This window comes from Corynebacterium sp. UMB10321, assembly GCF_030228725.1.
Lineage (GTDB): Bacteria > Actinomycetota > Actinomycetes > Mycobacteriales > Mycobacteriaceae > Corynebacterium > Corynebacterium pseudogenitalium.
The window spans coordinates 37,490-61,753 of record NZ_JASOZC010000010.1 but is presented as its reverse complement, the minus strand read 5'-3'; the positions used below and the strand labels follow the sequence as shown (position 1 = coordinate 61,753).

General features: G+C 57.0%; 21 protein-coding genes. 7 read left to right on the top strand and 14 right to left on the bottom strand.

Annotated features, from left to right (window positions below; translation table 11 throughout):
- Positions 1–9: 9 nt before the first annotated feature.
- Positions 10–1,896: an N-acetylmuramoyl-L-alanine amidase gene (locus QP752_RS09405; protein WP_284805346.1), complete on the bottom strand. Its 1,887-nt coding sequence runs from the start codon at positions 1,894–1,896 to the stop codon at positions 10–12.
- Between the two features lie 133 nt (positions 1,897–2,029).
- Here QP752_RS09405 and glf point away from each other — a divergent pair, with 133 nt between their 5' ends.
- A complete protein-coding gene (gene glf / locus QP752_RS09400; protein WP_284805345.1) occupies positions 2,030–3,208 on the top strand; it encodes a UDP-galactopyranose mutase in 1,179 nt (392 codons plus the stop codon).
- 13 nt (positions 3,209–3,221) lie between these two features.
- On the opposite strand, the gene QP752_RS09395 is transcribed toward glf, so the two are convergent.
- The 9 genes from QP752_RS09395 to QP752_RS09355 form a co-directional block, all read right to left on the bottom strand.
- Complete coding sequence (locus QP752_RS09395; RefSeq protein ID WP_284805344.1) at positions 3,222–4,601, bottom strand: hypothetical protein; 1,380 nt, start codon at positions 4,599–4,601, stop codon at positions 3,222–3,224.
- 151 nt (positions 4,602–4,752) lie between these two features.
- Entirely contained in the window at positions 4,753–5,628 is an 876-nt protein-coding gene (locus tag QP752_RS09390) for a hypothetical protein (protein WP_284805343.1), read from the bottom strand.
- A complete protein-coding gene (locus QP752_RS09385; RefSeq protein ID WP_284805342.1) occupies positions 5,628–8,804 on the bottom strand; it encodes a type I restriction endonuclease subunit R in 3,177 nt (1,058 codons plus the stop codon). Before QP752_RS09385 ends, QP752_RS09390 begins: the two co-directional genes overlap by 1 nt.
- A gap of 4 nt (positions 8,805–8,808) precedes the next feature.
- On the bottom strand, positions 8,809–9,933 hold the full coding sequence (locus QP752_RS09380; protein ID WP_284805341.1) for a restriction endonuclease subunit S: 1,125 nt from the start codon (positions 9,931–9,933) through the stop codon (positions 8,809–8,811).
- Entirely contained in the window at positions 9,933–11,519 is a 1,587-nt protein-coding gene (locus QP752_RS09375) for a class I SAM-dependent DNA methyltransferase (RefSeq protein ID WP_284805340.1), read from the bottom strand. Before QP752_RS09375 ends, QP752_RS09380 begins: the two co-directional genes overlap by 1 nt.
- A 10-nt stretch (positions 11,520–11,529) precedes the next feature.
- On the bottom strand, positions 11,530–13,455 hold the full coding sequence (locus QP752_RS09370) for an N-6 DNA methylase (RefSeq protein ID WP_284805339.1): 1,926 nt from the start codon (positions 13,453–13,455) through the stop codon (positions 11,530–11,532).
- Positions 13,456–14,010: an NYN domain-containing protein gene (locus QP752_RS09365; protein ID WP_256021378.1), complete on the bottom strand. Its 555-nt coding sequence runs from the start codon at positions 14,008–14,010 to the stop codon at positions 13,456–13,458.
- Positions 14,011–14,562: 552 nt separating this feature from the next.
- A complete protein-coding gene (locus tag QP752_RS09360; protein WP_284805338.1) occupies positions 14,563–15,285 on the bottom strand; it encodes a hypothetical protein in 723 nt (240 codons plus the stop codon).
- A gap of 173 nt (positions 15,286–15,458) precedes the next feature.
- Positions 15,459–15,680, bottom strand: coding sequence for a PspC domain-containing protein (locus QP752_RS09355; RefSeq protein WP_083329431.1), 222 nt, complete (start codon positions 15,678–15,680; stop codon positions 15,459–15,461).
- A 356-nt stretch (positions 15,681–16,036) separates the two neighbouring features.
- On the opposite strand from QP752_RS09355, the gene QP752_RS09350 reads away from it, so the two are divergent.
- Genes QP752_RS09350 through QP752_RS09335 form a run of 4 tightly spaced genes read left to right on the top strand, consistent with a single transcriptional unit; the run spans position 16,037 to position 19,736 of the window.
- Complete coding sequence (locus QP752_RS09350) at positions 16,037–16,939, top strand: siderophore-interacting protein (RefSeq protein ID WP_070361765.1); 903 nt, start codon at positions 16,037–16,039, stop codon at positions 16,937–16,939.
- Positions 16,940–16,951: 12 nt separating this feature from the next.
- Positions 16,952–17,974: an iron ABC transporter permease gene (locus tag QP752_RS09345; RefSeq protein ID WP_070975646.1), complete on the top strand. Its 1,023-nt coding sequence runs from the start codon at positions 16,952–16,954 to the stop codon at positions 17,972–17,974.
- Positions 17,974–18,969 carry an iron chelate uptake ABC transporter family permease subunit gene (locus QP752_RS09340; RefSeq protein WP_284805337.1) on the top strand — a complete coding sequence of 332 codons (996 nt, stop codon included), beginning with the start codon at positions 17,974–17,976 and terminating at the stop codon, positions 18,967–18,969. Before QP752_RS09345 ends, QP752_RS09340 begins: the two co-directional genes overlap by 1 nt.
- Positions 18,966–19,736, top strand: coding sequence for an ABC transporter ATP-binding protein (locus QP752_RS09335; protein WP_070361767.1), 771 nt, complete (start codon positions 18,966–18,968; stop codon positions 19,734–19,736). The genes QP752_RS09340 and QP752_RS09335 overlap by 4 nt, the downstream gene beginning before the upstream one ends.
- A gap of 9 nt (positions 19,737–19,745) precedes the next feature.
- Here the strand turns inward: QP752_RS09335 and QP752_RS09330 are convergent, their stop codons facing one another.
- Together QP752_RS09330 and QP752_RS09325 are read right to left on the bottom strand one after the other, a co-directional pair.
- Complete coding sequence (locus QP752_RS09330; RefSeq protein WP_284805336.1) at positions 19,746–20,699, bottom strand: iron-siderophore ABC transporter substrate-binding protein; 954 nt, start codon at positions 20,697–20,699, stop codon at positions 19,746–19,748.
- A gap of 99 nt (positions 20,700–20,798) precedes the next feature.
- The gene (locus QP752_RS09325; RefSeq protein WP_284805335.1) at positions 20,799–21,338 is read right to left on the bottom strand and encodes a hypothetical protein; all 540 of its coding nucleotides are present in this window, start codon (positions 21,336–21,338) and stop codon (positions 20,799–20,801) included.
- Between the two features lie 263 nt (positions 21,339–21,601).
- On the opposite strand from QP752_RS09325, the gene QP752_RS09320 reads away from it, so the two are divergent.
- Both QP752_RS09320 and QP752_RS09315 read left to right on the top strand, forming a co-directional pair.
- Positions 21,602–22,822, top strand: a complete 1,221-nt coding sequence (locus QP752_RS09320; protein WP_284805334.1) for an ATP-binding protein — start codon at positions 21,602–21,604, stop codon at positions 22,820–22,822.
- Positions 22,823–22,925: 103 nt separating this feature from the next.
- Complete coding sequence (locus tag QP752_RS09315) at positions 22,926–23,318, top strand: hypothetical protein (protein ID WP_141742289.1); 393 nt, start codon at positions 22,926–22,928, stop codon at positions 23,316–23,318.
- Here QP752_RS09315 and QP752_RS09310 read toward each other — a convergent pair.
- Both QP752_RS09310 and QP752_RS09305 read right to left on the bottom strand, forming a co-directional pair.
- A complete protein-coding gene (locus QP752_RS09310; RefSeq protein ID WP_168156157.1) occupies positions 23,315–23,455 on the bottom strand; it encodes a hypothetical protein in 141 nt (46 codons plus the stop codon). The genes QP752_RS09315 and QP752_RS09310 overlap by 4 nt on opposite strands.
- A 21-nt stretch (positions 23,456–23,476) precedes the next feature.
- Positions 23,477–23,992, bottom strand: coding sequence for a VanZ family protein (locus QP752_RS09305; protein WP_284805333.1), 516 nt, complete (start codon positions 23,990–23,992; stop codon positions 23,477–23,479).
- Between the last annotated feature and the right edge of the window lie 272 nt (positions 23,993–24,264).

Sequence of the window (24,264 nt, the reverse complement as noted above, 5' to 3'; positions counted from 1 at the left end):
TAGCCGTTGCTAGTGCACGCCAATGTTGATGGTGTTGGTGTGCTGGTTGTACGTGATGTCGCCGCCTTGGAAGTCGACGCGGAAGAGGCCGTCGCCAATCGGGTGCTCGGAGTTGACCGGCAGGCCGAGCGGGCCGGCGTCGAGACCCTGCTGGAGCCAGGCGTTCGCGATCTTCGTGAACATCGTGAACGCTTCGCCCTTCGCGTTGCGCACGGCGATGCCGTTCTGGAAGAAGCCGAAGTCGTTGCCGCCCACGCCGCCGACGCCACCGATGACGGCGCCGAGCGTCGGCTCGAACTGCTTCCACACCGCAGCCAGGTCGTTCTGGCCAGCGAACTTCAGCATCGGCTCGATGTACGGGGCGATCTGCTGCAGCGTCAGCCCCGGAGCGATCTCCACACCTGCGAGGTTCTGGATGCCGCCCGGCAGCAGGTCGTTCGCCTTCGCGTACAGGAAGATCAGGCCAGCCAAGGTGCCGACGGCCGCTGCGATCGCCACCGCGTCACCCGAGGCAATACCTGACAGGGAAATGTTGTCGGAGGAGCCCGAGTTGGTCACCTGGGTCGTGGTGCCGTCAGGGTTCGTGACGGTGTCCGATTCCTTCTTACCGGAGCCCAGTGCGTCGAGCAGGTCGCCGACCGTGGTGTCGGTGACCGGTCCCGTGTAGTCGCCAGGAGGGGTGAACTCGGAGGAGTTCTTCAGCGCGCGGTACTTCGTGTTCGCGATGGTGCGCACCGTGCCCATCTGGTTGTACAAGTTCTGACCTGGGCACTCGTTGTAGTGGAAGTCCCGGTGCGCGTTGATGTTCGGGAACATCCCGCCCTGGCCGGCGCGGTACTTGCTGCCCTTGAAATCGAAGTCAGCGTAGTGGTAGCTCGAACCCATCGGGTCGAACCCGGAGACAGCAGCCTTCCAGCCGATGATGTCGCCCAGCGCCTGCAGCGACGCCTGCGTCGGCACCGCGGTCTGGTAGTTGCCCAGCACGGACACGCCCCAGGTGTTCTGGTTGAAGCCACCCACGTGCGCGCCCTGGACCGCGCGGTCGAGCCCGCCGTACCGGCCCTCGTAGATGTTGCCGTACTTATCGACCATGGCGTTGTAGCCCACATCGCCCCAGCCCAGGGTGTAGGTGTGGTAGTTCCAGATGCCGCGGACGATGCCCGGCGCCTGCGCCTCGGTGTAGTTGTTGGAACCAGCGGTATGGTGGACCGTCGCGGCCGTGACCGGCGCGGTGTACGTCGGGTTGCTGTTCTTGCCCGCACCCCACTGCGCGCGGGTGATCACCTTTGGCATCCCGTAGGTGTAGGAGTCCACGACTGGCTTGATGGCGCCGTTGGTGGTGCCGGTGCCGCCGTCGATAAAGATGGCCTGGATGTCGGTGGCCGCGTTCGGCGCGGTCGAGTCCTTGCGGCCGTTCTCCAGGAGATCGACGTTGCCCGTGGAGACCTGAACACGCTTCGTCGGCTCCACGAAGATCGGCTCGGTGCCAAACGTGTCGGTGCCGGGTGCTGCATCGAGCGGATCCATCTCGAACCACTCCGTCCAGCTGCCGTCGGCACGCTGGGCACGCACGTAGGCGACAATGTCGCGGTCGCCCTTCCACGTCAGGCCAAACAGCGTGAACTCGCGGTCGCGGGTGAACTCCTTGACCACACGACGCTCCTCGGTCTCCTCACCCTGGGTGCGCACCGCTGCGTCATCCACGGTGATATTCGCACCCTTGGCGAAGGACTCGCTGGCGTTATAGACGTCCATCTGCGCCGGTGCCGCCGACTGGACCTGGACAATGTGGTTGCCGCCGAACGCTCCGGCGACAACGAGGGCCACGGACATCACCGCAGCCATCAGAGGGCGCATCCTGGAGGATTGCCCATTCAGGCGCTTCCGCTGTTGCACGTTTTAACTCCTGTGGCTATAGGGATAAAGGTTACTCCAGTGAAGTGTAGTGCAAGTTAAAGTCTCAAGTGAATCTTGAGGCTTGGCGTGTCGTGCGGAGGGGCGTCGAAAAGAAATGTGACAAAATGGCCGTATGACTTACGACCTCATTGTTGTTGGATCCGGATTTTTCGGCCTCACCGTGGCAGAGCAGGCCGCCAGCGAGCTGGGTAAGCGGGTGCTCGTGGTGGAGAAGCGCAACCACATCGGCGGCAACGCCTACTCCGAAAAGGAGCCGGAAACCGGCATTGAGGTGCACAAGTACGGTGCGCACCTGTTCCACACCTCCAACGAGCGCGTGTGGGAGTACGTCAACCGCTTCACCTCCTTTACCGACTACCAGCACCGCGTCTTCGCGATGCACGACGGCACCGCCTACCAGTTCCCAATGGGTCTGGGCCTGATCAACCAGTTCTTTGGCAAGTACTACTCGCCGGACGAGGCCCGCAAGCTGATCGAGGAGCAGCGCGAGGGCCGCGATCCCGCCGAGGCTACGAACCTCGAAGAGCGTGGCATCGCGCTGATCGGCAAGCCGCTGTACGAGGCATTCGTGAAGCACTACACCGCCAAGCAGTGGCAGACCGACCCGACCGAACTGCCGCCGGAAATCATCTCCCGCCTGCCAGTTCGCTACACTTTCAACAACCGCTACTTCAACGACAAATACGAAGGCCTGCCCGTCGACGGCTACGCCGCCTGGCTCGAAAATATGGCCGACCACGAACTTATCGACGTCCGCCTCGACACCGACTGGTTCGACATCCGCGACGAGTACACCGGCATCCCAGTGGTCTACACCGGGCCGCTCGATCGCTACTTCGACTACGCCGAAGGCCACCTCGGCTGGCGCACCCTCGACTTCGAACAGGAAGTACTGGACACCGGCGACTTCCAGGGCACCTCGGTGATGAACTACAACGACGCCGACGTCCCCTACACCCGCATCCACGAGTTCCGCCACTTCCATCCAGAGCGCACCGAGTACCCAACGGACAAGACGGTGATCGTGAAGGAGTACTCCCGCTTCGCCACCGACGACGACGAGGTGTACTACCCAATCAACACCCCTGAAGACCGCGCCAAGCTGCTGAAATACCGCGAACTCGCCGCCGAGGAATCCCGCAAGAACGGCGTCCTGTTCGGCGGCCGCCTGGGCACCTACCAGTACCTGGACATGCACATGGCCATCGGCGCTGCCCTGTCCCTGTTTGATAACCACCTGCGCCCCCACTTCGAGGACGGCGAGCCGCTGGACCAGAAGCGCGGGCACTAGGGGCGTTAGGTAGCTAATCAGACCGCTCTAGCGATAAACGTCCAGCGTCCTGTACCCATTGACCGTGGACTAGGTAGCTAACGAAAAACGGATCGAGTAAATCAATCGTCGCTTCTCCGTTTGGTCCGGAACCTGGTCCCAACTTCAGCACTGGGTCCAAGCCGTCACGCAACTCCTCAGCCCTGTCATGTGAGTTAGACATGGCGGTGGTAGCTTGCTTCTTAGTGTAAGTAGGTTCTACCTGCCATCGGCGGGTCATCTCTACTACCTCAGTTGGAGTGAAAGAAAGATTCCTGTTTTGATTAGAGCCAGTTGCAACTATTAGCAAATGGCGGAGTGATAGTAGAAGTACTTCGTAGAGATCAAACGTCTTATTCTGAAGCTCTGGCTCGGGTGGTTTAGCAATTGAATAGCGCGTGCGCTCTTTACCGCGCGGATTTTTGCCTGCCAGAATTTCTCCGAATGATGAAGGCTTGTAAGACGAGGAGATTCGTTGCAAATTTGCCTTCAGATTTTCGTCAACTTCCCGGAAGGCTGCTTCGGGGGTGATGCTTCGGCCGACGAGGTCTCTTGCGATTTCAAGTGAATAGGCTTGCATGAGGTGTGGTGACCCAAATGCTTCTTGTGCAATGCGCCGAGAAATATCTTCTATTGAAATGTCATATCCGAGTTGCGGGAATCCTTTTAACCCAATTTCCTGCAATTCTTGGACGCCCCATGGCTTGACCTCGATCGATCTGAACCTGCCAACATTGTCGGGTGCTTTAATCATGGGGGCAAATGCTTGGGATGGGATTGCAATCAAGACAACCAGGTTGTCGCGCACGATTGGCTTGAGGACTTTGCCGATACTTGCTGCTAGGTTACTTTCGCAGTGATGAAAGTCATCGATAACAAGCGGGCGTCCAGATAACTTGATCCCGCCGCTGACCAGCTTAGCTAGGTTCTTCTGTCCGGATTCAGTAAGCGAATTGGCTTCGGACGTTGATAACTCTTTTCTGATATATGCAATCCGGCTATGAAGTTTAGCTTCAGCGGAGTTGCTCCTGGTTTTTTCGTTGTTGACGCTCCACTCTTGCGTGAGTTCAAGCTCTGTGACTATCTGAGAGTAAAAACCTTCGATGGTATCGATTGTGGTTCCCTCAATGGTGAGAGCAGATTTGCCTGCACCATCGAGTGCACGTTCTACCATCGACGTCTTGCCCATTTTTGTCATGCCGTGAATAACAAATCCGCCATTGTTGCGTTTGAATTCGCTGGACAGCCAGTCCTCGTAGGTTCCGTACATGCGGGGATCGAATGGTGGGTCTCCCATGGAATCGGACTGCCGAGAAGTATAAGTGGCTTCTGGAACTTTGTCGGGATTGAATACGTCAAATGGCGTCAAACACATAGTGACAGGGTACATGACTGCTTCTCACTGGATTCTCAAAGCGTGTCGTTTTAGTGCCACTGAGCTCTGGATTCTTGATTCTATTAAAGGCTAGGTTGGTGGCGAGCGATTGCAGTTGAACACGATTTGCGCATTGGATAGTTTGCTTAACTCACGTCTTCGCTCTTGGATTACGAAAGCCGGAAGTTAGGTAGACGCGGTCGTGGGGAACACTGTTGTTTTTGTATGGATGCGCTTTGAGCATCGTCTCGAAGTCCCTGTGCTCCCTGGCGATTCTCGCCTGTCGTTGGGCTTCTCGATCTAATTCGCGAATTGCACGCAGGAATTCATGTGCGGAGGAGTTCCGCTTGATTCTGACCTTTGGCGAACTTGTCCGAGTGCGTGGGCGGTGGGATCTACCTCGCCGCTTCTTGGATTTACGAGTCGTCTCCTCAATTTCGCGGAGGATCTCGGCGCCTCTAGCTCCCGATTCGAGGCGCTTCCAGGTTTTCGAGTACCAGGATTCAATGGTGTTGAGGCCTTCAAGAATCTGTGATTTTTCCTCGACTGGACGTTCGGCGTCCTGGATTTGCTTGAGTTTGTCGAGCAATACCGTGCGGTCGTTTTCGTACTTGGTACGAGCTTCGACGGCCTCCTTGTCAACCAGGAGCTGTGCTCGGTCATACGGGGTAAGGGTGGCTGATGAATCTCCATTCGGCTGCTCAGCAGGTTGATCGCCTGATGTTTGCGCTGTCTCCTGCACTTTGTTGGGAGGGGAAGTTGGCTCGGGTTCTGTTTTCCCCACTTGCCTACGAATCTGGTCGAGGCGGTCTCCGGATCGGAGGCTGGAGAGGCTATCCAGAAACTTCTGGCACGAGGTGTCGAACGCTCGTTGTTGTGGGGTTCCTTTTGCCACTGCTTTCGCACTTGCCTCCAGCTGACGGTCGAAGAGTCGCAGAGCCAGCCGAATGCCTTCGATCTGTCTTAAAAGCACGATGTCTTCGGCTGTGGCACGGGGACCTGGGGCGATTGGAAGTATCTGGTCCACTACGCCACCTCCGCCCAGCGGGGAGCGAAGCGTTCCATCTGCTCCAGGACGAGCACGATTGCCTCGTCGCGTTGCTCTCGGGGATAGCCGCTCTTGCGCAGCAGCGTTTTGATTGAGCGACGGAGTTTGGCGCGGACGTCATCGCGTACGGTCCAGTCAGTTTTGGCGTCACGGCGGAGTGTTTCCACGAGGTCGCGGGCGATCTGGGCGATGACATCGTCGCTGAGTACCTCGTCGGCGGAACCGTTGGAGGCAACGACGTCGTAGAACGCGAGCTCGTCGTTGCTTAGTGGTGGATGGAATTGGTCGCCACGTTGGGATTCTGCAACGATTTCCTTTGACAGCTCGATGAGTTCGGCGATGATCTCGGCGGAGGTGAGCTGCTGGTTGGTGTAGCGGTTCATCAGCTCGCGGATGCGCTCGGAGAACTGTTTCGCTCGTACTTCGTTGTTACCGGTTGCGGCGCGTGATTCTTGAAGGAGGTCGCGGCGGAGGGCGCCGATAAGGAGGGCGGTACGCGAACCTCCCTGCTTCTCGAGGTGCAGTGCTTCGATGTTGAGGTCCTGTAGGTTCGGCAGGTCGCGGTCGATCTCTTCATAGATGTCGATGACTTTTGAAGAAGCGCTTGAGTCGACGACGAGTTGGCTGAGCATTGTGAGCACTTCCTCGCTGAGGGGTTCGCCGTTGGCACGCCGGTCTGCAGCATCCATCTTGATGAGTTGGTTGCGAATGTCGGAGTAGAAGCGGACGTCGCTGCGGTATTCGTCGGCGTTGGGGCTGCCTGATGCCAGTGACCATGCTCGGGCGAGCTTGCCTGCTAGTTCGTTGAATTGCTTCGCGAGTGGGTAACGGCCGTTCTCGTCAGTAGTCTTGGGATCGCGGAGCTTTGCAAGCAGTTGGAGGCGTGCTTTGCGTTGCTCGCCGGCGGCTTCGAGCGCTCGCCACTCGTTGCCTGCGAGAACATCAAGCTTTTCGACGAACCCACGTACGATCTTCAGCGCCTCCTCAATGCTTTGGCCGATTACTTTTTCGTCTTCTTCGGTTGAGCTCTTTGTGAACTCGGCGATTGCTGCCTGGAGATTGTCGATGAGAGGCGCGTAGGCAACGAGGAGACCGCTTTCTTTTTGGCGGAACTTCCGATTGACCCGGGCGAGTGTTTGCATCAGCAGCGCGCTTTTCAGCGGGCGGTCCAGGTACAGCGTGTGCAGCGGGGGTGCATCGAACCCGGTCAGCATCATGCCTTGGACGATCGCGATTTCGAGTTCGTCGTCGGGGTCTTTCATACGGTCCTTGATAGCGTCCATTCGGCTCTGGTTGCGGAGATGTTTCTGCAGGTGAGCTGGGTCGGATGCTGAACCGGAGTAGATGACTTTGATCTTGCCCTCGAGGTCGTTGTCGCTATGCCATTCTGGGCGGAGTTCGATGATTTTTTCGTACAGGTTGGCCGCGATGTCTCTGGTCTGTACCACGATCATGGCTTTGCCCGGCGCACCGATGAACTGCCTCATGTTTTCGCGACGATCTTCCCAATGGCGTATGAAATCCTCGGCAAGTGTGGTGAGGCGCTGCTCCGATCCGTAGATGGTGTTCAGCACGGCGACTGAGCGTTGCGCTTTCTCTCGGTCCTCTTCATCAATATCGGCGAGGATATCTGCAGCTGCTTCATCGATGTCGTCATCCGTGATCCCTTGGATCCGCTCGAGAGGGATAAGGCGCGGCTCGAAATAGACGGGAACCACGGCTCCGTCGGCGACAGCCCGGTTCATGTCGTAGACATCGATTTCACCGCCGAATACTTCGCGGGTGTTTCGATCCCACTCGTCGATTGGGGTACCGGTGAATGCGATCATGGTGGCGTTCGGCAGTGCGGTACGCAGGTGGTGTGCGTAGCCATCCGCGTTCGTGTCGCCGAATCCGTAGTGGGAGCGGTGTGCTTCGTCCGAGATGACCACGATGTTGTGCCGCTCGGAAAGCACGGGGTGTTCCAGCTCGCGGTCGTCGTTTGCTCCCTGCAAACCGAACTTCTGCAGTGTTGCGAAGTAGATGCCACCAGATTGGCGTTGACTGAGCTGTTCACGTAAGTCTTCACGGCTCGTGATGTGGACTGGTGACTCAGGCAGAAGTGTTGAGACGGAGAATGTGTCGAAAAGCTGTTTGTCCAGCTCGTTACGGTCGTTCAATACGACGACGGTGGGCGAATCCATCCGGGCATCACGCATGATCTTCGCGGTGTACATTTCCATTTCCATGGACTTGCCGGACCCGGTTGTGTGCCATACAACGCCGGCCTTTTTGTCGCTGCGGGTTGCTTGGATAGTCCTGCCGGCGGCTTTCGTCACTGCGAAGTATTGGTGGGGTTTTGCTACGCGCATGCGTAGCTCGCCGTTGAGCTCGTCGAATGCGGTGAAATCCACAAAGATCTGGCCGAAGCGTTCGACGTTGAACAAGCCCCACATGAGCATGTCGAACTCGGTCATTTCTTCCCCGTCCACGACTACGAGAGGACCTTGCCCGAAGGGGTTGCCGTCGTCGTCGACGCGCCAGCTGCTCATGTGCTCGCGTGGGGTGAATGGTGTTCCGTAGAGTGCATCGATGCCATCGGATGCGACAACGATGTTTGCGAAGCGGAAGGCTAGCGGGAACTCGTCGACGTAGGTACGCAGCTGGTTGTATGCGTCTTCAACGGTAGCGGTAGACCCTGATTGCTTGAGCTCAAAGATCGCCAGTGGAAGACCGTTGACATAGAGCACGACGTCGAAGCGACGCTCTTTATCTAGGTTCCGTACAGTGATCTGGTTCGCGGCGATGTAATCATTCTTGGATGGGTTGCGGGAGAAGAACGTGATAGTGGGGTTCTGACGCTTCCCATCAGCGTCGACGTACTCAATCCCGCGGTATCCCTCTACGAGAATTTCGTGCAGGCGGTGGTTTTCGGCGATCGCGCTTTGCGACGTCGGCGTAACCACCTCTGCCATCGCTTGCCTCAGGTACTCGTCTGGTACTTCGGGGTTCAGGTTGCGTAGTGCGTTGAGAAGGCGACCGCGAAGCACGATGTCGTGCCAATTCTCGCGCTCGCCGCTGCCCGGAGCGAGCGCTTTGCCTTCGGTAGGCTTCCAATCGAGCTCACCGAGCAGCTCAAGTGCATCGACTTCAAACATCGCTTCGCTGTACACCATGGTTCTACGCCTCGTTCTCCTCACCCAGGATTTCCGCACCTGCAGCGGTGGCTTCCTGCGCCGCTTCTCTTACAGTGATCTTGCCATTCATAAGGAGCGGAAGCAGCTCATCGCGAGTTTTGGCGAGGGACAGGTTTTCATAGGTTAATCGGACTTCAATTTTGGCAAGAGTCTCGAGCAACTCGATCTGTGCATCAGTAAAGACACGGACATCTGGGACTATGCAGTTCAACATGTCTTCTGGTTTTACTCGTTGGTGGCTTTTTGACGTTCCTCCCACTAGGGAAGCGAGCTGACGATGAAACTGCGGATGTAGCGTAGCTGCGTACAACTGAGATTGAGTGATCTCCGAGGGCTCCAGGACTATGAATTCTGTTGAGGCTAATGACAAGGCCTCAGTTGCAGGGGCTGGAACACTCCAAACTCGGGGAGTGTCGGGGTTGAGTTTGGAAACCAGTACGGCTGCGCGTTCCACGTGCATCTTGTTGCTCTTAATCGAATCTGTGGGTTCCATCATTGGAGCACCAGAATCGAAACTGGGAATGCTGTAGTGCATGACGAAAGGATCGTCCAATTTAGCTGGATTAATGGATTTTTTATTTCGAACAGCAAGCTCATCTAGAGACACTGTGTTGCTTACAGTTTCTGCAACAGTTTGGATCATTTTTCTACTGGCAGAGATTACCTTTGTGTTCGCCGCGGTCTTGTCGTCGAGAGAACCAAGGACGCCAACGATGCGGTCTTGTTCTGACCTAGATGGAGCAGTCACACTGAAACCACTAATGTAGTTCCGGTTCAGAGAAGCTTGGGCGGTCCCCGAATTGAAACCGGTCAAATCTATTGTTTGGAATAGATAAAAGAGCCATCGTGGATTATTACCTTTAAAGTCTTTAGCAAACAGCGTCGTATTCAATGGCCAAAAGTCCGTGTCACTCCACTTTGGAATGCCGAGGTTTGAGCTTCGCCCGATGACAAAGCCAGGGCCGGTGACCTTCGCTTGGTTATGACTTGCGATTTTCTTTCCGGCAGACAGAACTGGAACGCTGCCAGGGATTCGGCTTTTGGAGGGGAGGTCGAACCCCCTCTGGAGTGTGACTAATTCTCCCAGGGTGGTTTCTGTCCAGGTCATTATTGCAACCTCCCGAGCTGCTCACGGACCACTGCATCGAGGCGCGCGGACTCGTCCAGCGCGGCGGTGAGTTCTGCCTTGAGGCGTTCGATCTTCTCATCGATTGGTTCGGTGTCCTCTTCAGCGACGGCGAACCCTACATAACGGCCTGGGGTGAGTGCGTAGTCTGCTTCACGGAGCTCCTCCAAAGAAATCGACTTGCAATAGCCAGGCACGTCTTCATATTCGCCCTCGGCAGACGGACGACCACGCCAGGTGCGGAACGTGTTCGCAATCTTCTGGATATCCGCATCCGAGAAAGTGCGCTCAGTGCGGTCAACCATGTGGCCGATTGAGCGAGCGTCAATAAGGAGGAACTGGCCGCGGCGATCGATGGATCCCTTAGAACCAACGCCCTTGTCTTTGGCGAAGAACCAGACGCACACGGGGATCTGTGTGCCGCGGAAGAGCTGAGCCGGAAGCGTGACCACGCACGAGACGATGTCGTCTTCCAGCATGTTCTTACGGATCTCGCCCTCGCCGGAGGTATTCGAAGTCATGGTGCCATTCGCCATGACAACGCCCGCTTCACCCTGGGCGCTCAGTTTCGAGATGATGTGCTGCATCCAGCCAAAATTGGCATTGCGCTTCGGCGGTACACCGTAAATCCAACGCTTATCATCGGTGTTGCGCACCCAATCATGGATGTTGAATGGTGGGTTGGCCAGTACATAGTCCATCTCCACGCCTGGGTGGATGTCGCGGGCGAAAGTATCGCCCCAACGCTCACCGAGACCGCTCGCGCTCAAGGCGTGAATGGCAAGGTTCATGCGCGCCATGCGCCAAGTGAGCTCATTGTTCTCTTGGCCGTAAATTGCAATCGCAGACGGGTCCCTGTCGTGTGCGTCGAGGAACTTTTCTGCCTGGACGAACATGCCACCTGAGCCGCAGCACGGGTCGTAGACGCGGCCCTCGGTCGGCTCGAGAATCTCAACAAGTGTGCGCACCACGGAACGTGGGGTGTAGAACTCGCCGCCACGCTTGCCTTCTGCAGACGCGAAGCGGGCGAGGAAATACTCGTACACCTCACCTAACAGGTCGCGTGCACGCTCCGGGCCTTCAGCGGTAAAGCGGGTCGTGCTGAAGAGATCGATGAGCCCGCCAAGCCTGTGCTGGTCTACGCTCTCGCTGTTGTAATTTCGCTGCAGTGTGCCTTCCAAGGAAGGATTATCGGCCATGAGGGCTTCGGCGGCTTCGTCGATAAGCTTGCCGATGCTCTTAAACTCACCCCCAGCACCTTCAGTCTTGCCCTTTGAATGGCGCTTGAGGTAATCCCAGCGGGCTGTTTCTGCTACCCAGAAGACGTTCTTTTCCAAGTAAGCGTCACGATCTTCGAGATCCTCGAGAATATCCTCTTCACTCGCGCCGTCTTCTTCGAGCTCTGCTCGAAGTTCCTCGCGGCGGGCGTCGAAAGCGTCGGTGACGTACTTAAGAAATACAAGGCCCAGGACGATGTCTTTGTATTGTGAAGCATCCATGGAGCCGCGCAGCTTATCGGCTGCTTTCCACAGGGTGTCCTGGAATTCTTTGATGGGGGTCGGAGTCATATCTGGGATCCTACTTTCCTGCGAAGACAAGATTGATCAGGGCTTCGCTCGCGTGTTTGGTTTCGCGTTCAAGTTGGCGTGCAGCCGAACTGGCGTTTTCGAGCGAACGCTGCGTTTCTGCAATGACCGCCTGTTGATCACGATTGAGCTCTGGGATGACAAGACGTGCTACTGAGTTTCGCTTCGGCACCGGGCCACGACTGTCGAAATTCGCTGTGGCGTTGAGGCATGCGGCGATGAAGTATGGGTCGTACGCATCGGATGCAGCGCGGAAAACGATGAAATGATTTGAAGGAACCCAATTCTGGCTATCGTCTTCGTGCACTCGCGCCGGGATGGTTCCCAACCGTGGCATCAGGATGTCACCAGGTTGTAGAACGTCCTCAGGCTCGAAGTCCTTGACAAAGGTAGGTTCCGCATCGTCGTTCGGAGTTGCGAGACGGGCGCCGTCCTGATCTTGGCTGTCGTCGGAGCGATAATTGCCGAAAATACGAATGAAGTGACCGGCGTTGACGAGCTCGCGCATAGTGGTGGACGAGGCTGAAGACGGGATTGCGTCTGCGGAGACGCTGGGGGCGGAGATTTTCATGAAGTCCTTTGTGGTTGCTTGTAAGTGTTGGAAAGCGGCATCGAACTCGGCGGCTGCGTCGCTGGGGTCGATAGCGATGGCCTGAACTAGATAGGTTGACGGGTGAAGTGATCCATCGTTGGTAACAACGTCTGCCAAGGTAACTGCCTCGTACGGCACGTCCGTGTCTTGCTTGTTGCGTGCGGCGGTGAGCCAATTTGCGATTCGCTGGGGGACAGATTCCGGCTTCTGGTGAGAAGCATCAATGAGCAACGGCTCTTCGATACCCCCTGCACTCAGCACCCACAGTGCAACTGGAATACGCGATGCCGAGAGAATCCCACCAGGGAGTTGCACGACAGCTTCGATCTGCCCTTCTGCTGCGAGGCGCTGCCGGTGTTCCTTGAACTGCCTGATGAACGTTGTGCCCAGCCCCGTGATAACGTACGCGCGACCGTCGGCAGCTAGGTGTTGCACGCAGTAAAGCAGGAAGAGCTCGTCGCTCATAAGTCCCCTCAACGGGTATTTCGGGAAAACACGCTGCAGGTGATCTAGCTCATCTCGCGTAAAGCGCATTCTTATCGTAGGTTCACAGACGATGAGGTCGGCTTGGACATCCGAAAACGGATCGTAGCGAAGAGAATCACTGGTTTTGATGGTGGCTTCCTGACCTGCGAGATACACAAGCAGACGGGCTAGGGCTGCGGAGTCGGACGTCATCTCTGTGCCCATGAGCTGTGCACCTGGCGCGTGTTTGCGGACGCCGAGAAGCGTTCCGGCAATGCCACACGCAGGATCTAGTACCGTCTGAACGTTCTTACTGGTAGTCGAAGCGGCCGCCACAATTGTTGCACTGGAAAGCGAATGAGAGGTCCCATACTGGCTACGAGAACCACGCGAGCCTAGACCAAGGAATCGATCGACTACTAACTGGGCAGCTTTGCCGTAATCGATGACACCAAGTTTGGAAATGCCATGCTCGACGTCATTGATTGTTTCTTCGCTGATGTGAGCCCGCAATGTCTTGAATTCTGCTGGGGGCGTAAAGGAGGGATCTTTATCGAGAGCGAGCAGAGTCAGTATTACTAGCGGAATATCTTCAATCGGGATCTCATTACGCAACAGATTTGCGGCCGCCCACAGTGCCGTGAGTTGCAGATCTTGCTCAGCATCTTTGGGGAAGAAGTCGTTGCGTTTGAGCCAACTTACAACAGCTGCTGCCTCGAATAAAGGTTTACGCGGGGTTGATTCCTCTACGGGCGCAGGGAAGTCATCGTAGCGCTTACGCCAGTTACTCACCGCAGGGCGGCTGACCTGGGCGAGCTCTGCGATGTCTTTGAGCGTGAGGTGTCCGGTGGTTGCAACCATTTATGCTGTCTCCTCAGTGTGCGGGTGAAGCTGAATTACGTTGTTGTTCATTGTCGGGGTGGTTTCGAGGTTGGTGCTGGTTGGAATGTACCCATCCTCCGCTAGGAAAACTTCGGATGCCGCGAAGCGGAGTTGGTGAGAAAGCTGCACTCCGTGTGAATACACCTTGGTAGGTACTCCGAACTCTGCGGCGAAAGCGACAGGGTTGGCGAAGATGCCATCTCCGGAGACTAATGCGATTTCGTCAAACTGTCCGAAATTCATACGTTCAATCTCTTCGATCAGTCGATGATCTGCGCCGTTGGGACCCATCCCCATGAGCAAACGCGGACCTTTCCAACCTGCGTTCACATTCAGGACGCCGCTCTTGTCTGATGCGATGATTACGATTTCGCCTTCCTGGATATCTAGCCAAAGAGTGAGCATCTTCTTACACCATTTGGCCTGGGCAACGCTTTGAATTGGCTGGCCATTGAAATTTTCAATGTCAATCAGAATGAGGCGGCGAGGTCGGGTGTCGGACTGGGGGTTGGGGGCGCTTTGGGGTGTGTTCATTGCCCGGATTCCTTTCGTGGTGTTCGCGTTTGCTGCAAAAAGATTAACCTACGTTCACATTAGTGTCAAGCGTATGTATGTTCACACTACAAAAGGTCTGGATAGCGTCTCATTTGCGCTGTTGCAGATTCCGATTGTGGCAAGATTATCTATGTTCACAAATACTGTGAATGTGGGTCCGCTTGTGCCCTGTTTTAGGGTTGGAGGTTCGGGTAGGAGACTATGGGGTGGTGTGACTCAAATGTATGGCGAACACTTTGTTTCAATTGAGGTCTCCTGCGTGGTGTGTATGTCTGTATTGGCACTACAGTTGGTGTGGGCGTGAGCGGTGAGGGTGGTCTTTTTGGGGGATATCCCGATTTGGCGCAAAAATGGGAGTAATAAACAACTCGAAACAACTCTCGGGGCGACGAAGGGAGTGTTTTGGGAGTGCAATGCGCCGAATGGAGCCGCTTCAAAGTGGCGAACGCGCTGGTAGAAGACTATGGGCGGATACTGCTGAACGATCTGATCGGTGCAGGTCTGGCGGAAGGCGCAAGCCACACTTACACGTTATTTTCCAGCGGCTGCGGGAGTTTCGCTGTGCGTCGTTTGCTTCAGCAGATGTTCGCGGGTACCTGTGCGGACAATCTCGAGGATGCAAGCCGCCTTGACAGCGGTGCATGCCTCATAAAGCATGCATGCCTCGAACGGGAATGCGGAATAAAACATTTGCGCAGCTTGGATAATGACCACAGCGCCAACCAGGTACTTCCAATTCATCTCATAAAACGCGAGCGTGGCCAGGGCACACACGGTGCCTACCAAGATTGCCTCGGGATATGGCCACGCATGGGCAGTGAGTAGCCGCCCCGCAGTAAGAATGAGAAAAGCGGCCGTGATCGCGCCGGGCATCGATAGCCTGCTCGTGTCTTGACGAAGTACTAACACGGGATTGGCCTGCTCTATGTGGGAAATGATGAGGACGTAGATTCCTGCGAGCAGTAACCCTGCCGGAAGCGGAATCCAAACGTGTATAAACGATTCTGGGCTGGGGGCCAGGACCATGGGCACAATGATTGCGATGAGACCTAGCAGGCCGGCTGCGCTGGAGATAACAGCAAACTTCCGAGGTAGCGGCCGCAAGAGCAGTGCCACTATTCCAAACACCAACGCGGAAAATGGCCCGAAGGTGCTGATGATGCTTCCTATCAGTGATTCAGGCTCCGATGCTGTATCCGGAACTTCGAGGAAGTAGTCGAGAAGGATGGCTAGTAACGGAAGGAAATGAAACATATCAGCGCTCCGCGTACTTGTCTTTCATGGGATGGAAACACATAGCGGCACGGAACCGCTAAGAGATATGCCATAAATGTACAGGAGGGCGGTCTTGTGCGTGCAGGATGTTGGAATGGGCTGGCTGGGATGAGGCGCGCGGTACCTGGCACGCCACCTCGTCTCTTGGCTGGTCAGCTTGCAGGTTGCTCAGTTTCCGGCGGCTCAGGGTTATCGTCGAGCGGATACAACAACCACTGGAGGATATAGGTGGCAATGGCGGGCAAGCTAAATAGTTGCGCTACTGCATACCACCAACGGATTGTGTCTGGGCTGCGACCGTAGCGTTCTGCGAGCCCTGCACAGACCCCTGCAATGACGCGTCCGCGTGATGTCCTGTAGTAAGGCCTGCGCATGTTATTCCCTTCAGACGAAATGGCGGGTCGAAATCACTGTGTCAGAGCTTAATGGATGGGTGCCGACGACGATATGAACAACGAGCGCGCTCACTCCTGGTGACAGGGAAGCTCAGGGCCGCTTGCGTCGGACAAGCACCAAACCGGTTCCGATCAGTGCGTCCTACCCATCGCTAAAGAGAATGTATCCGCCTTTTACTTCGCCGGGTCGACGAACGTCGATACGAGGTAGCGGTTGATGATGCCCCTGCTGTCACCTGCTTTGAAGGTGGCTAGCCGACTCCAGCTACGCGGGCGCTAGGGGACTGCGCGCTTCACACTTTCTATAGGTTAGGCAAGCCTATATAATTTACGGGGTGAGTTTTAGGTCTTTTCTTGCAACCGTCGTCCGGAGTGAACGTATTGCGCCGAGTTTCCAGCGGGTGACGTTCACCGGGATCGACGCCATGGGGCCCGCCGTTCCGATCAGAGATTTGCGTATCAAGCTGCTGATCCCGCCTGCCAGCGGTCTGTTCGAGCTTCCCGAAGAGGGGTGGTGGGACACATGGCGTGCGATGCCGGAGCACACGCGCGGACACCTGCGTACCTATTCCATTCGGGAGTTCCGGCGAAGTGCTGACAGCCCTGACGAAGTGGATGTGGATTTTGTTTTGCACAGCGATAGTCCCGGTCCCGCCTCGGCGTGGGCACAAGACGCTCACCCTGGACAGCAGCTGCTGATTATTGGACCAACCCGTGACGATGATTCCGGTGTTGGTATTGAATTTAACCCCGGATCTGCTGGGATTGCCCGTCTTTACGGCGATGAAACCGCGTTGCCTGCAATGGCTCGTATCCTGGAGGATTGGCCCGAGGGGCTCGCTGGTTCGGTTGATATCGAGGTGCCCGCCGGCAATCACCTGCCCATCGACTCCCCTTCACAGGTTGATGTCCGGTGGCATTTTCGTGCAGAGGGGGACTTCGACTATGGAGGCTTGCTTCTTGCGCAGCTGAAACAGGAAGTTGGATCCCGTTGTGCCTCCGCTTCGTTGGAAAATGGAGAACCTGGTCTTGTGGATGAAGCCCAGCTCGATGAAGTCTGGGAGACACCCACGTATTCCAGCAGTGGAGAATTGATAGGTCCCACGTCGGATACTGCAGGGCACACCTATTACTGGATCGCAGGGAAGAACACGGCTGTGACGGCGATGCGGCGGCTCCTGGTGAAAGAGGCGGGTGTGCCTCGCCACCACGTGTCGTTTATGGGGTATTGGCGATAACGGGGTTACAAAGTGGATAAACGTGTAGGGCTTGTCGCTTTCCTTGCGGCTTCCACCGTGTGCGCGGCATTAGTGTCTCTTCTGTTCGGGGCGCGTGAAATGGGTTTCGGGGCAACGTTGGGCGCGGTTCGCGACGGAATTGTGTTGGCATTCTCGGGAGGAGCCGAGAGGCTTGAGGCCTCCAGCGACGAGGCGAAGATCATTGCACAGCTTCGGGTTCCGCGCACCCTGCTCGGCCTGTTGGTGGGGGCAGCCTTGGGCACAGCGGGGGCGTTGCTGCAGGGACACACCCGAAACCCGCTCGCAGACACAAACTTGCTGGGTGTAGGCCCTGGTGCGGCGCTTGCGGTGGCTGCAGCCATTTCCTTTCATGGCTCAATGACGGTGTTGGGCACTGTTGGGGTGGGATTCCTCGGCGCAATACTTGCGGTGGCGCTCGTGTTCACACTCAGTATGAGGAGCCTGGGATCGAGCCCGATCATGGTTGTGCTCGGTGGTTCTGCGCTGGGCGCGGTTTGTAGTGCCCTCACCAGCGGCATCGTGCTGACCAATACACAAAGCCTCAACGAGATGCGGTTTTGGACGGCGGGCGCTATCGCTGGGCGCGACATGCAGGTGGTCGCGGTGCTTGCCCCGGTGATTCTCCTCGGACTAGTGGGGGCCTTCGCCATGGCAAACAGGGTGAACCTCCTGAACTTGGGAGACGATGTGGCAAGCGCACTTGGCGTGAGCGTCCCCCTCTCGCGGGCCGTGGGCATCGTCCTGGTTGCATTGCTCACGGGTGCCGCGGTGGCTGGGGCGGGCCCAATCGGGTTCGTCGGTCTGGTTGTTCCACACCTTGTGCGCGCCTTCACGGGGCCCGATTACCGCTGGGTACTACCGTGTTCCGCGTTGGCTGGGGCCACGTTGCTTTTGCTTGCCGACGTTATCGGCCGCGTCATCGCCAGGCCCGGCGAATTGCAGGTGGGCATCACGCTCGCCTTCGTTGGTGCCCCATTTGCCCTGTACCTCTTGCGCAAAGGGGCGAAACTGTGATGCGGGTTTTCGTGACGAATGGTGTCCTTGCGGTGTTGGCTTTCGCCGCGGCCATTGGCGGCGTTATAGTCGGGGACTTCGGGCTTACGGTGCGGGATGTCGCTTCTGCGCTCATGGGCCAATCCACAGAATTGGCTCGTACGGTGATTGTTCAGTGGCGTCTGCCGCGGGTGGTAACTGCTTTGGGAGTAGGAGCTGCGCTTGGTTTTGCGGGGGCGATCTTCCAGACCATCACGAGGAATCCATTGGCGAGCCCAGACATCTTGGGCGTCACTTCGGGTGCCTCCGCTTTCGCATTGACTGCGTTACTTGCTGGTGGAAGCTCCGGAATGCTGCTGCATCTTCTGGGGGTCCCGCTCAGTGCGTTCCTCGGTGGATTAGCAGTGTCTGCGGCAATCTGGTGGCTGAGCCGTGGCGCGGGTCTCGGGTCTTTCCAGCTTGTCTTCGCCGGGATCATTATCAATGCACTGGCGATGGCATATACCTCGTTCCTGCTCGTTCGCGCCGACTATCGTGACGTAGGCAAGGCGCAGGCGTGGGTGACCGGCTCGGTGGGTTCTGCTAGCTGGCGCGATGCACTCGCCGTACTTATTGCGCTGGCAGTCGTCGTTCCGTTCTTGCGGTGGGCAGCCTTCAATCTGCAGGCGCTCTCGCTCGGGGAGGATACGGCTGCTGGCCTCGGGGTGGAGCCCCGGCATATGCAACTCATCCTCATGCTCATGGCTGTAGTGCTGGCATCGGTGGCCGTCGCGGCGTCTGGTCCGATAGCTTTTGTGGCGTTTGTTGCGCCACAGATTGGACGCAAGATCACACAAGCAGCAACGCCACCTTTAGGAACAGCGATGCTCGCTGGCGCGGCGATTGTGTCTGGCGCAGACTTAGCAGTGCGCACCCTGGTGCCGGGGAACTTGCCGGTGGGCATAGCTACAACTGCGATTGGTGGCGCAGCACTGCTCTACACACTGCTACGCGCAACACGAAAGGTGTCCGTATGATGCTTCAGGTTCGAAATCTCAAGGTGAGTTATGGGGCTTCCGTCATCGTTGACGGCATTGATCTCGACGTGCCCCAAGGCGGTGTCACCACAATCATCGGCCCCAACGGTTGCGGCAAGTCAACGCTGTTGCGAGCTACAGCAGGGCTTATTGCGCGCGATGGCGGCACGGTAATGCTGAACGGCGTAGACACGTCGAAAATGAAGCGCCGAGAGATTGCGCGTCAGCTAGCAGTATTGCCACAGACGCCTGTCGCCCCCGAGGGACTGACGGTTCGTGACTTGGTCAGCCGCGGACGCCACCCGCATCAGTCTTGGCTACGACAGGCTTCTGCTGAGGATGCGCGTGCGGTTGATGCGGTGATGGAACTGACCAATATTGCAGAGTTTGCAGATCGTCCACTCGAACGGCTTTCTGGCGGACAGCGCCAGCGTGCCTGGATCGCGATGGTCTTGGCGCAGGACACTCCGCTCGTGTTTTTGGACGAGCCGACGACATACCTGGACCTGTCTCACTCCGTCGAGGTCTTGTCGCTCGTACGTCGACTCGCTGATCAAGAGGGGCGAACCGTGCTCATGGTGTTGCATGATTTGAACCTCGCAGCACGCTACTCGGATCAACTTATCGTGATGCAGCGTGGCGAGGTTCGTGCGGTCGGTGCGCCTGCCGAGGTGGTCACGGAGACTTTGCTGAACAGCGTTTTTGATCTGCCTGCTGTCGTGGCAACCGACCCGGTAAATGGGGGCCCACTGGTTGTCCCCCGGTAAGCACCACTTCTAGAGCGACTTTTTGATTTGCTCGATTGCGTACGGGATGGTGAGGGGGTTCGGCATGCTCATTGCATTGGCGGTATCGGTGTCTAGCCAGTAGACCCCGCCACGCTTGTTGACATCAAGGTCCATGAAATTCTCGTCGTTCTTCAGCGCATCGATTGCGCCGTAGTAGTCCAGCACGAAGAGGTAGTCCACGTCGTTGAAGTCGACGTAGTTTTCAGGCGACCAGTCGAGGAAGAAGCTGGAGCCATCGCCGTTGAACTTCTCTGGGATCTTGAAACCAAGCTTTTCAATGAAGGAGCCGCGGCCGTCGCCCGAGGTGTATACGCCAAACTTTCCGTCGTAAGGCATGCCGATTACCGCTGTTTTGCCTTGCAACTCAGGGTGAGCTTCGCGGAAATCTTGGAAAGCCTGCTCGGAAGCGGCGATGAGTTTTTCGCCTTCGGCTTCCTTATTCAACGCCTTGGAGATTTCCTTAATCTGCTCATCCCACGGCACTTGCCAATCTTCGTATGCATCCGAGTGGAAGGTAGTTGGCGCAATTTGCTCGAGCAGCGCCTTCTTGTCAGCTTCGAGACCACTGTTCACCGCAATGATCTTTGTCGGGTTGAGCGAGGCAACTCTTTCGGCAGTGTCGGTGCTGAACTCGGTGGTCGTATCCCGGATCGGGTTTGGGTCGACTGTGAGTTTGTCCTTGGCCCATGGTCCAAGTCCGGAAGGGTCTCCCGAACCTTCCTGTTGCCAGGTGGCGTAACCGACCGGTTGTTCACCGAGCGCAAGGACCGTATCGACGTCGCCGAGACCCATTGTCACAATGCGCTCCTCTGACCCGTTGGCATTGGAGGTTTCGGGAGCGGTTGTCGAATCGCTTGATCCGGTGGAGCAGCTGGCAAGCATGAGCGCCGCAGTGAACGTGGCTGCGATCCCCTTCAGGGCGCGAGGGGTAAAGAGTGTCAAGGTTGCACCTTTCGTAGGTGGTTAAAGAATTTCGCGTTAGGTCTCCCTGACCCAACGTGACCACTCTAAGGTATGCCTTGCCTAATGGGCAATCCTTGTCTAGGCGCTCGGGACCGGGTCGACGAACGTCGATACGAGGTAGCGGTTGATGATGCCCACGACGGTGCCGTCATCCGCCACAACCAGCGCCTTCTTTAGGTGTTTATCGGCGAGGACGGAGGAGATGTGCCCGAGGTCGTTGTTGACGTTGACCGTGATGACGGACTTGGTCGCGATGGAGACGATTGGCCGGTCGAGGACTACGGCGACGTCGGTACCGAACTTCGTCGAGTCGTTGTGCGCGAGCAGCGCATACGGTGTGGTGAGCGCCGGGACGGAGTCGCCGATGACGTCGAGCACGTCGCCGTCGGCGACGAAGCCCGTGGTGGGCGTCATGACGGCCGCGCCCAGCATGTATGCCGTGGCGAGCCACTGGACAGTCGAGACGCCAATGTTGAAGTCGGCCATGATGTTGGTGAAGCCGACGTTGAGGAACGTTTCATTAAACGTAGCGATAAACGCAGCAAGCGCCGCCGCAAACATAATGGACAGCGGCCGGTTTTCTGCAGCCTGAGCTGCCGAGGATGGAGACGTAGCCATGAAGCCTCTCTCAGTCGAGCGGATAGGAATGGCTTCGGTGGCGTTAGCAGATTTACGCGCGGCTATCCCGGCAGCGGGGCCGCACAACGTGTCTCGTATTCCAGGCCAGGGGCAAGGCTGTAGCAGATTTTCGGTTTTGGTAGGAGTGGATTTCAAAGTGGCGAGTAAAACCATTCCAAACTGCCGAGTAAAAGTATTTCAAAATGACGAGTGAAACCATTTCAAAGTGTGGAATAGGCAGTTCATGGCTATGATTTATCCTCATGGTGGATTCGTATATTGCTCGCATTGCGGACGCTCAATTAGAGGCAGCGCTTCGGCGGCAAGGTGGGGTGCTCATCCAGGGACCAAAAGGCTGCGGGAAAACAGAGACGGCAAGCCGACAAGCGGGAAGCATTTTGAATGTTGAAACCGATCCCAGCGTCCCATTGGCGATGGCTACCGATCCACGGTTACTGCTCGATGGGGAGGCACCTCGCCTTTTCGACGAGTGGCAACTGCATCCTCGCCTGTGGGATTTTGCGCGACACGAAATTGATCGACGCAAAGCGAAAGGGCAGTTCATTTTCACAGGCTCGACAGCGCCTGGGGTGAACGCGACTCGCCACTCCGGGGCAGGTAGATTTGCGCGATTGACAATGTCGACCATGACTCTATTTGAATCGGGCGAATCGGATGGCTCGGTATCTTTGCGGGATGTCGTTGCTGGCAAGTCTCCTGCTTTTGCAACTCCGCCACTCGCATTTGCGGATTTAGCGAATCGGATGTGTCGTGGTGGCCTGCCCTACAATATGGATCTTTCTTTGGAAGATGCCATTCAAAACGTCCGCGACTACATGCAAACAGTCGCGGACGTAGACATTCACACGGTTGGGGATGTGACTCGCGACTCGGAACGGGTTCGTAGAGTTTTGCGCTCTATTGCAAGAGCCGTGGGGACAGAGCTTGGCCTACAGACGATTGCAACCGACGTCGAAGTGAGTCGCGATACAGCGCGTGACTACCTTGACGCGCTTTCTCGGATTTTCGTCTCCGTGGATCAACCAGCCTGGTCGACTCACCTGAGGACAAAAGCAACGTTGCGAAAGTCTCCCAAGCGTCACCTCGCTGACCCTTCGTTCGCCATGGCTGTCCTTGAGCGAGGCCCACATCATCTGATGCAGGATGCCCGCTATTTTGGGCAACTGTTTGAGTCGCTCGTTGTGCACGAATTACGCGCTTTGACTGGCAAGACGGTGTACCACGCAAGGCTGAATACAAAGCTCGAAGTGGATGCTGTAGTCAGCTTTGACGATGTTGATCTACTCGTCGAAGTGAAGCTTGGCTATACGCCAGAGATTCTTGACCACGCCGCAGATACGCTTAAACGGTTTGCGGATCAGCTTGAACAGGAAACAGTTTTGCTCATCGTGACCTCAGGGGGTCCGGTCCACAGGCGTGCGGACGGTGTGATTGTTGCGCCGATTGGGGCGTTGGGTCCGTAGCGAAGGGGGTGACGTGCTGTTCCGCGGGTGGTGGTCACTGAAAAAGTTGGGCGGGGAACTTTTTCAAAAAGGATAGGAGGGGAAACCTCTGTACCATGTGCACATGGAACCTCGAAGCATTCTCCGGACCTACGCGACGGCGATGGTTGTGTGTCTTGCGCTGGCGATCGGTACGCAGATCCTGCTCGGTAGCTCCGTGGAATTCATGACTATGACCATGGTGTGCGGCATCGTGGAGGCATCGACGGCGCTGCTTGCGCTGGGCGGTGCGGTCTGGTTCACGCAAGCTGCGTGGGGGCGCGGCTACAGAAGGGCAGTTGTGACGGTGTGGTTAGCCGCGGTGTGCCTGGTGGTCGGGTGGGGGTCGATGGCGGTGGCGCGGTGGGAAGAGTATCGGGCGGAGATGTCCCTGCCGATCATCAACCTCTTTATGTTCCTCATTCCCATCGGCCTGGTGGTGTTGTTGAGCGCGGTCCAGCTGGTGCGGAGGCGCTAGCGCTGCGCACCTTTAATAAGGAACACCACTCCCACGATCGCGCAGGCGGCCGCGATGATAGCGCCTGTCGAGCCTGAGATGAACATGACAGCAAACGCTGAGAGCAAAATTCCTGCCCCGCCAATCAAGAAATCCATAGGTTGCAAGGCTAGTGCATGTCAGTAGACTTCGGTGACCTTGGAGGGGTCGCCGAGTCGCTCGCCGGCGAGTACGAGGCCGAGGAAGCACAGTGGCACGACGTAGCCGAGCATGATCCAGAAGGTGTGCAGCCGCGGGCCGCATGCGCGGGCGATGCCGACGCCCACCAGGGTGCCCACGGTGTTCATGAGGAGGTCGTCGATATCTGAGTAGCCGAGCGAGAAGATGTATTGTCCCGTTTCGACGGCCAGGCTCAGCCCGAACCCGAACAGCACGGCCCAGCGGGCGTCGCGGAAGGCAACGTATGCGAGCACGCCGACGGGGATGAAGAAGGCGATGTTGCCGCCGTAGCCGAAGATGGGCGCGAACCAGGATTGGGCGTCGTGAAGCTCGGCGAGGGGTTGCAGCGAGAGGCCGCGGCGGCGTTGGTTGGCTGGATCCCAGAGGTAGCCGATGCGGAAGAACGCTTTACACATTGTTAACGCAATGACGACGCAGCAGTAGGCGGCGAGTGCTCCGAGGGCTTTGCGGTTCATGGTTGCAACCTAGCACAGTTTCACACCAGTCACAGGGGTAACGGTGGGGGCGTCGAAAGGCTGCCCTGAACTGCGTAAACGGAAAAGCGAGATAGTGGGTGAAAATAAATGCTTGACTTTCACCCACTAATTCTTTAAAGTGAACAGCAAGTTAACAAACGGTCAACAAAGTAAATGAAACCGAAGGGAGAGTGTCATGAAGTTCCTCAAATACTTGCTCACGTACGATACGCGCACGATCCTTGAGGCGATCGACCGCGCATCGAACTAAC

Coding starts and splice junctions, on each gene's coding strand:
- QP752_RS09355 (WP_083329431.1), bottom strand. CDS start 15,680: ATGCGCAGGCCTTACTACAGGACATCACGCGGACGCGTCATTGCAGGG.
- QP752_RS09395 (WP_284805344.1), bottom strand. CDS start 4,601: ATGTGTTTGACGCCATTTGACGTATTCAATCCCGACAAAGTTCCAGAA.
- QP752_RS09325 (WP_284805335.1), bottom strand. CDS start 21,338: ATGGCTACGTCTCCATCCTCGGCAGCTCAGGCTGCAGAAAACCGGCCG.
- QP752_RS09360 (WP_284805338.1), bottom strand. CDS start 15,285: ATGTTTCATTTCCTTCCGTTACTAGCCATCCTTCTCGACTACTTCCTC.
- QP752_RS09365 (WP_256021378.1), bottom strand. CDS start 14,010: ATGAACACACCCCAAAGCGCCCCCAACCCCCAGTCCGACACCCGACCT.
- QP752_RS09335 (WP_070361767.1), top strand. CDS start 18,966: ATGATGCTTCAGGTTCGAAATCTCAAGGTGAGTTATGGGGCTTCCGTC.
- QP752_RS09385 (WP_284805342.1), bottom strand. CDS start 8,804: ATGGTGTACAGCGAAGCGATGTTTGAAGTCGATGCACTTGAGCTGCTC.
- QP752_RS09305 (WP_284805333.1), bottom strand. CDS start 23,992: ATGAACCGCAAAGCCCTCGGAGCACTCGCCGCCTACTGCTGCGTCGTC.
- QP752_RS09370 (WP_284805339.1), bottom strand. CDS start 13,455: ATGGTTGCAACCACCGGACACCTCACGCTCAAAGACATCGCAGAGCTC.
- QP752_RS09315 (WP_141742289.1), top strand. CDS start 22,926: ATGGAACCTCGAAGCATTCTCCGGACCTACGCGACGGCGATGGTTGTG.
- glf (WP_284805345.1), top strand. CDS start 2,030: ATGACTTACGACCTCATTGTTGTTGGATCCGGATTTTTCGGCCTCACC.
- QP752_RS09310 (WP_168156157.1), bottom strand. CDS start 23,455: ATGGATTTCTTGATTGGCGGGGCAGGAATTTTGCTCTCAGCGTTTGCT.
- QP752_RS09340 (WP_284805337.1), top strand. CDS start 17,974: ATGCGGGTTTTCGTGACGAATGGTGTCCTTGCGGTGTTGGCTTTCGCC.
- QP752_RS09320 (WP_284805334.1), top strand. CDS start 21,602: ATGGTGGATTCGTATATTGCTCGCATTGCGGACGCTCAATTAGAGGCA.
- QP752_RS09375 (WP_284805340.1), bottom strand. CDS start 11,519: ATGACTCCGACCCCCATCAAAGAATTCCAGGACACCCTGTGGAAAGCA.
- QP752_RS09380 (WP_284805341.1), bottom strand. CDS start 9,933: ATGACCTGGACAGAAACCACCCTGGGAGAATTAGTCACACTCCAGAGG.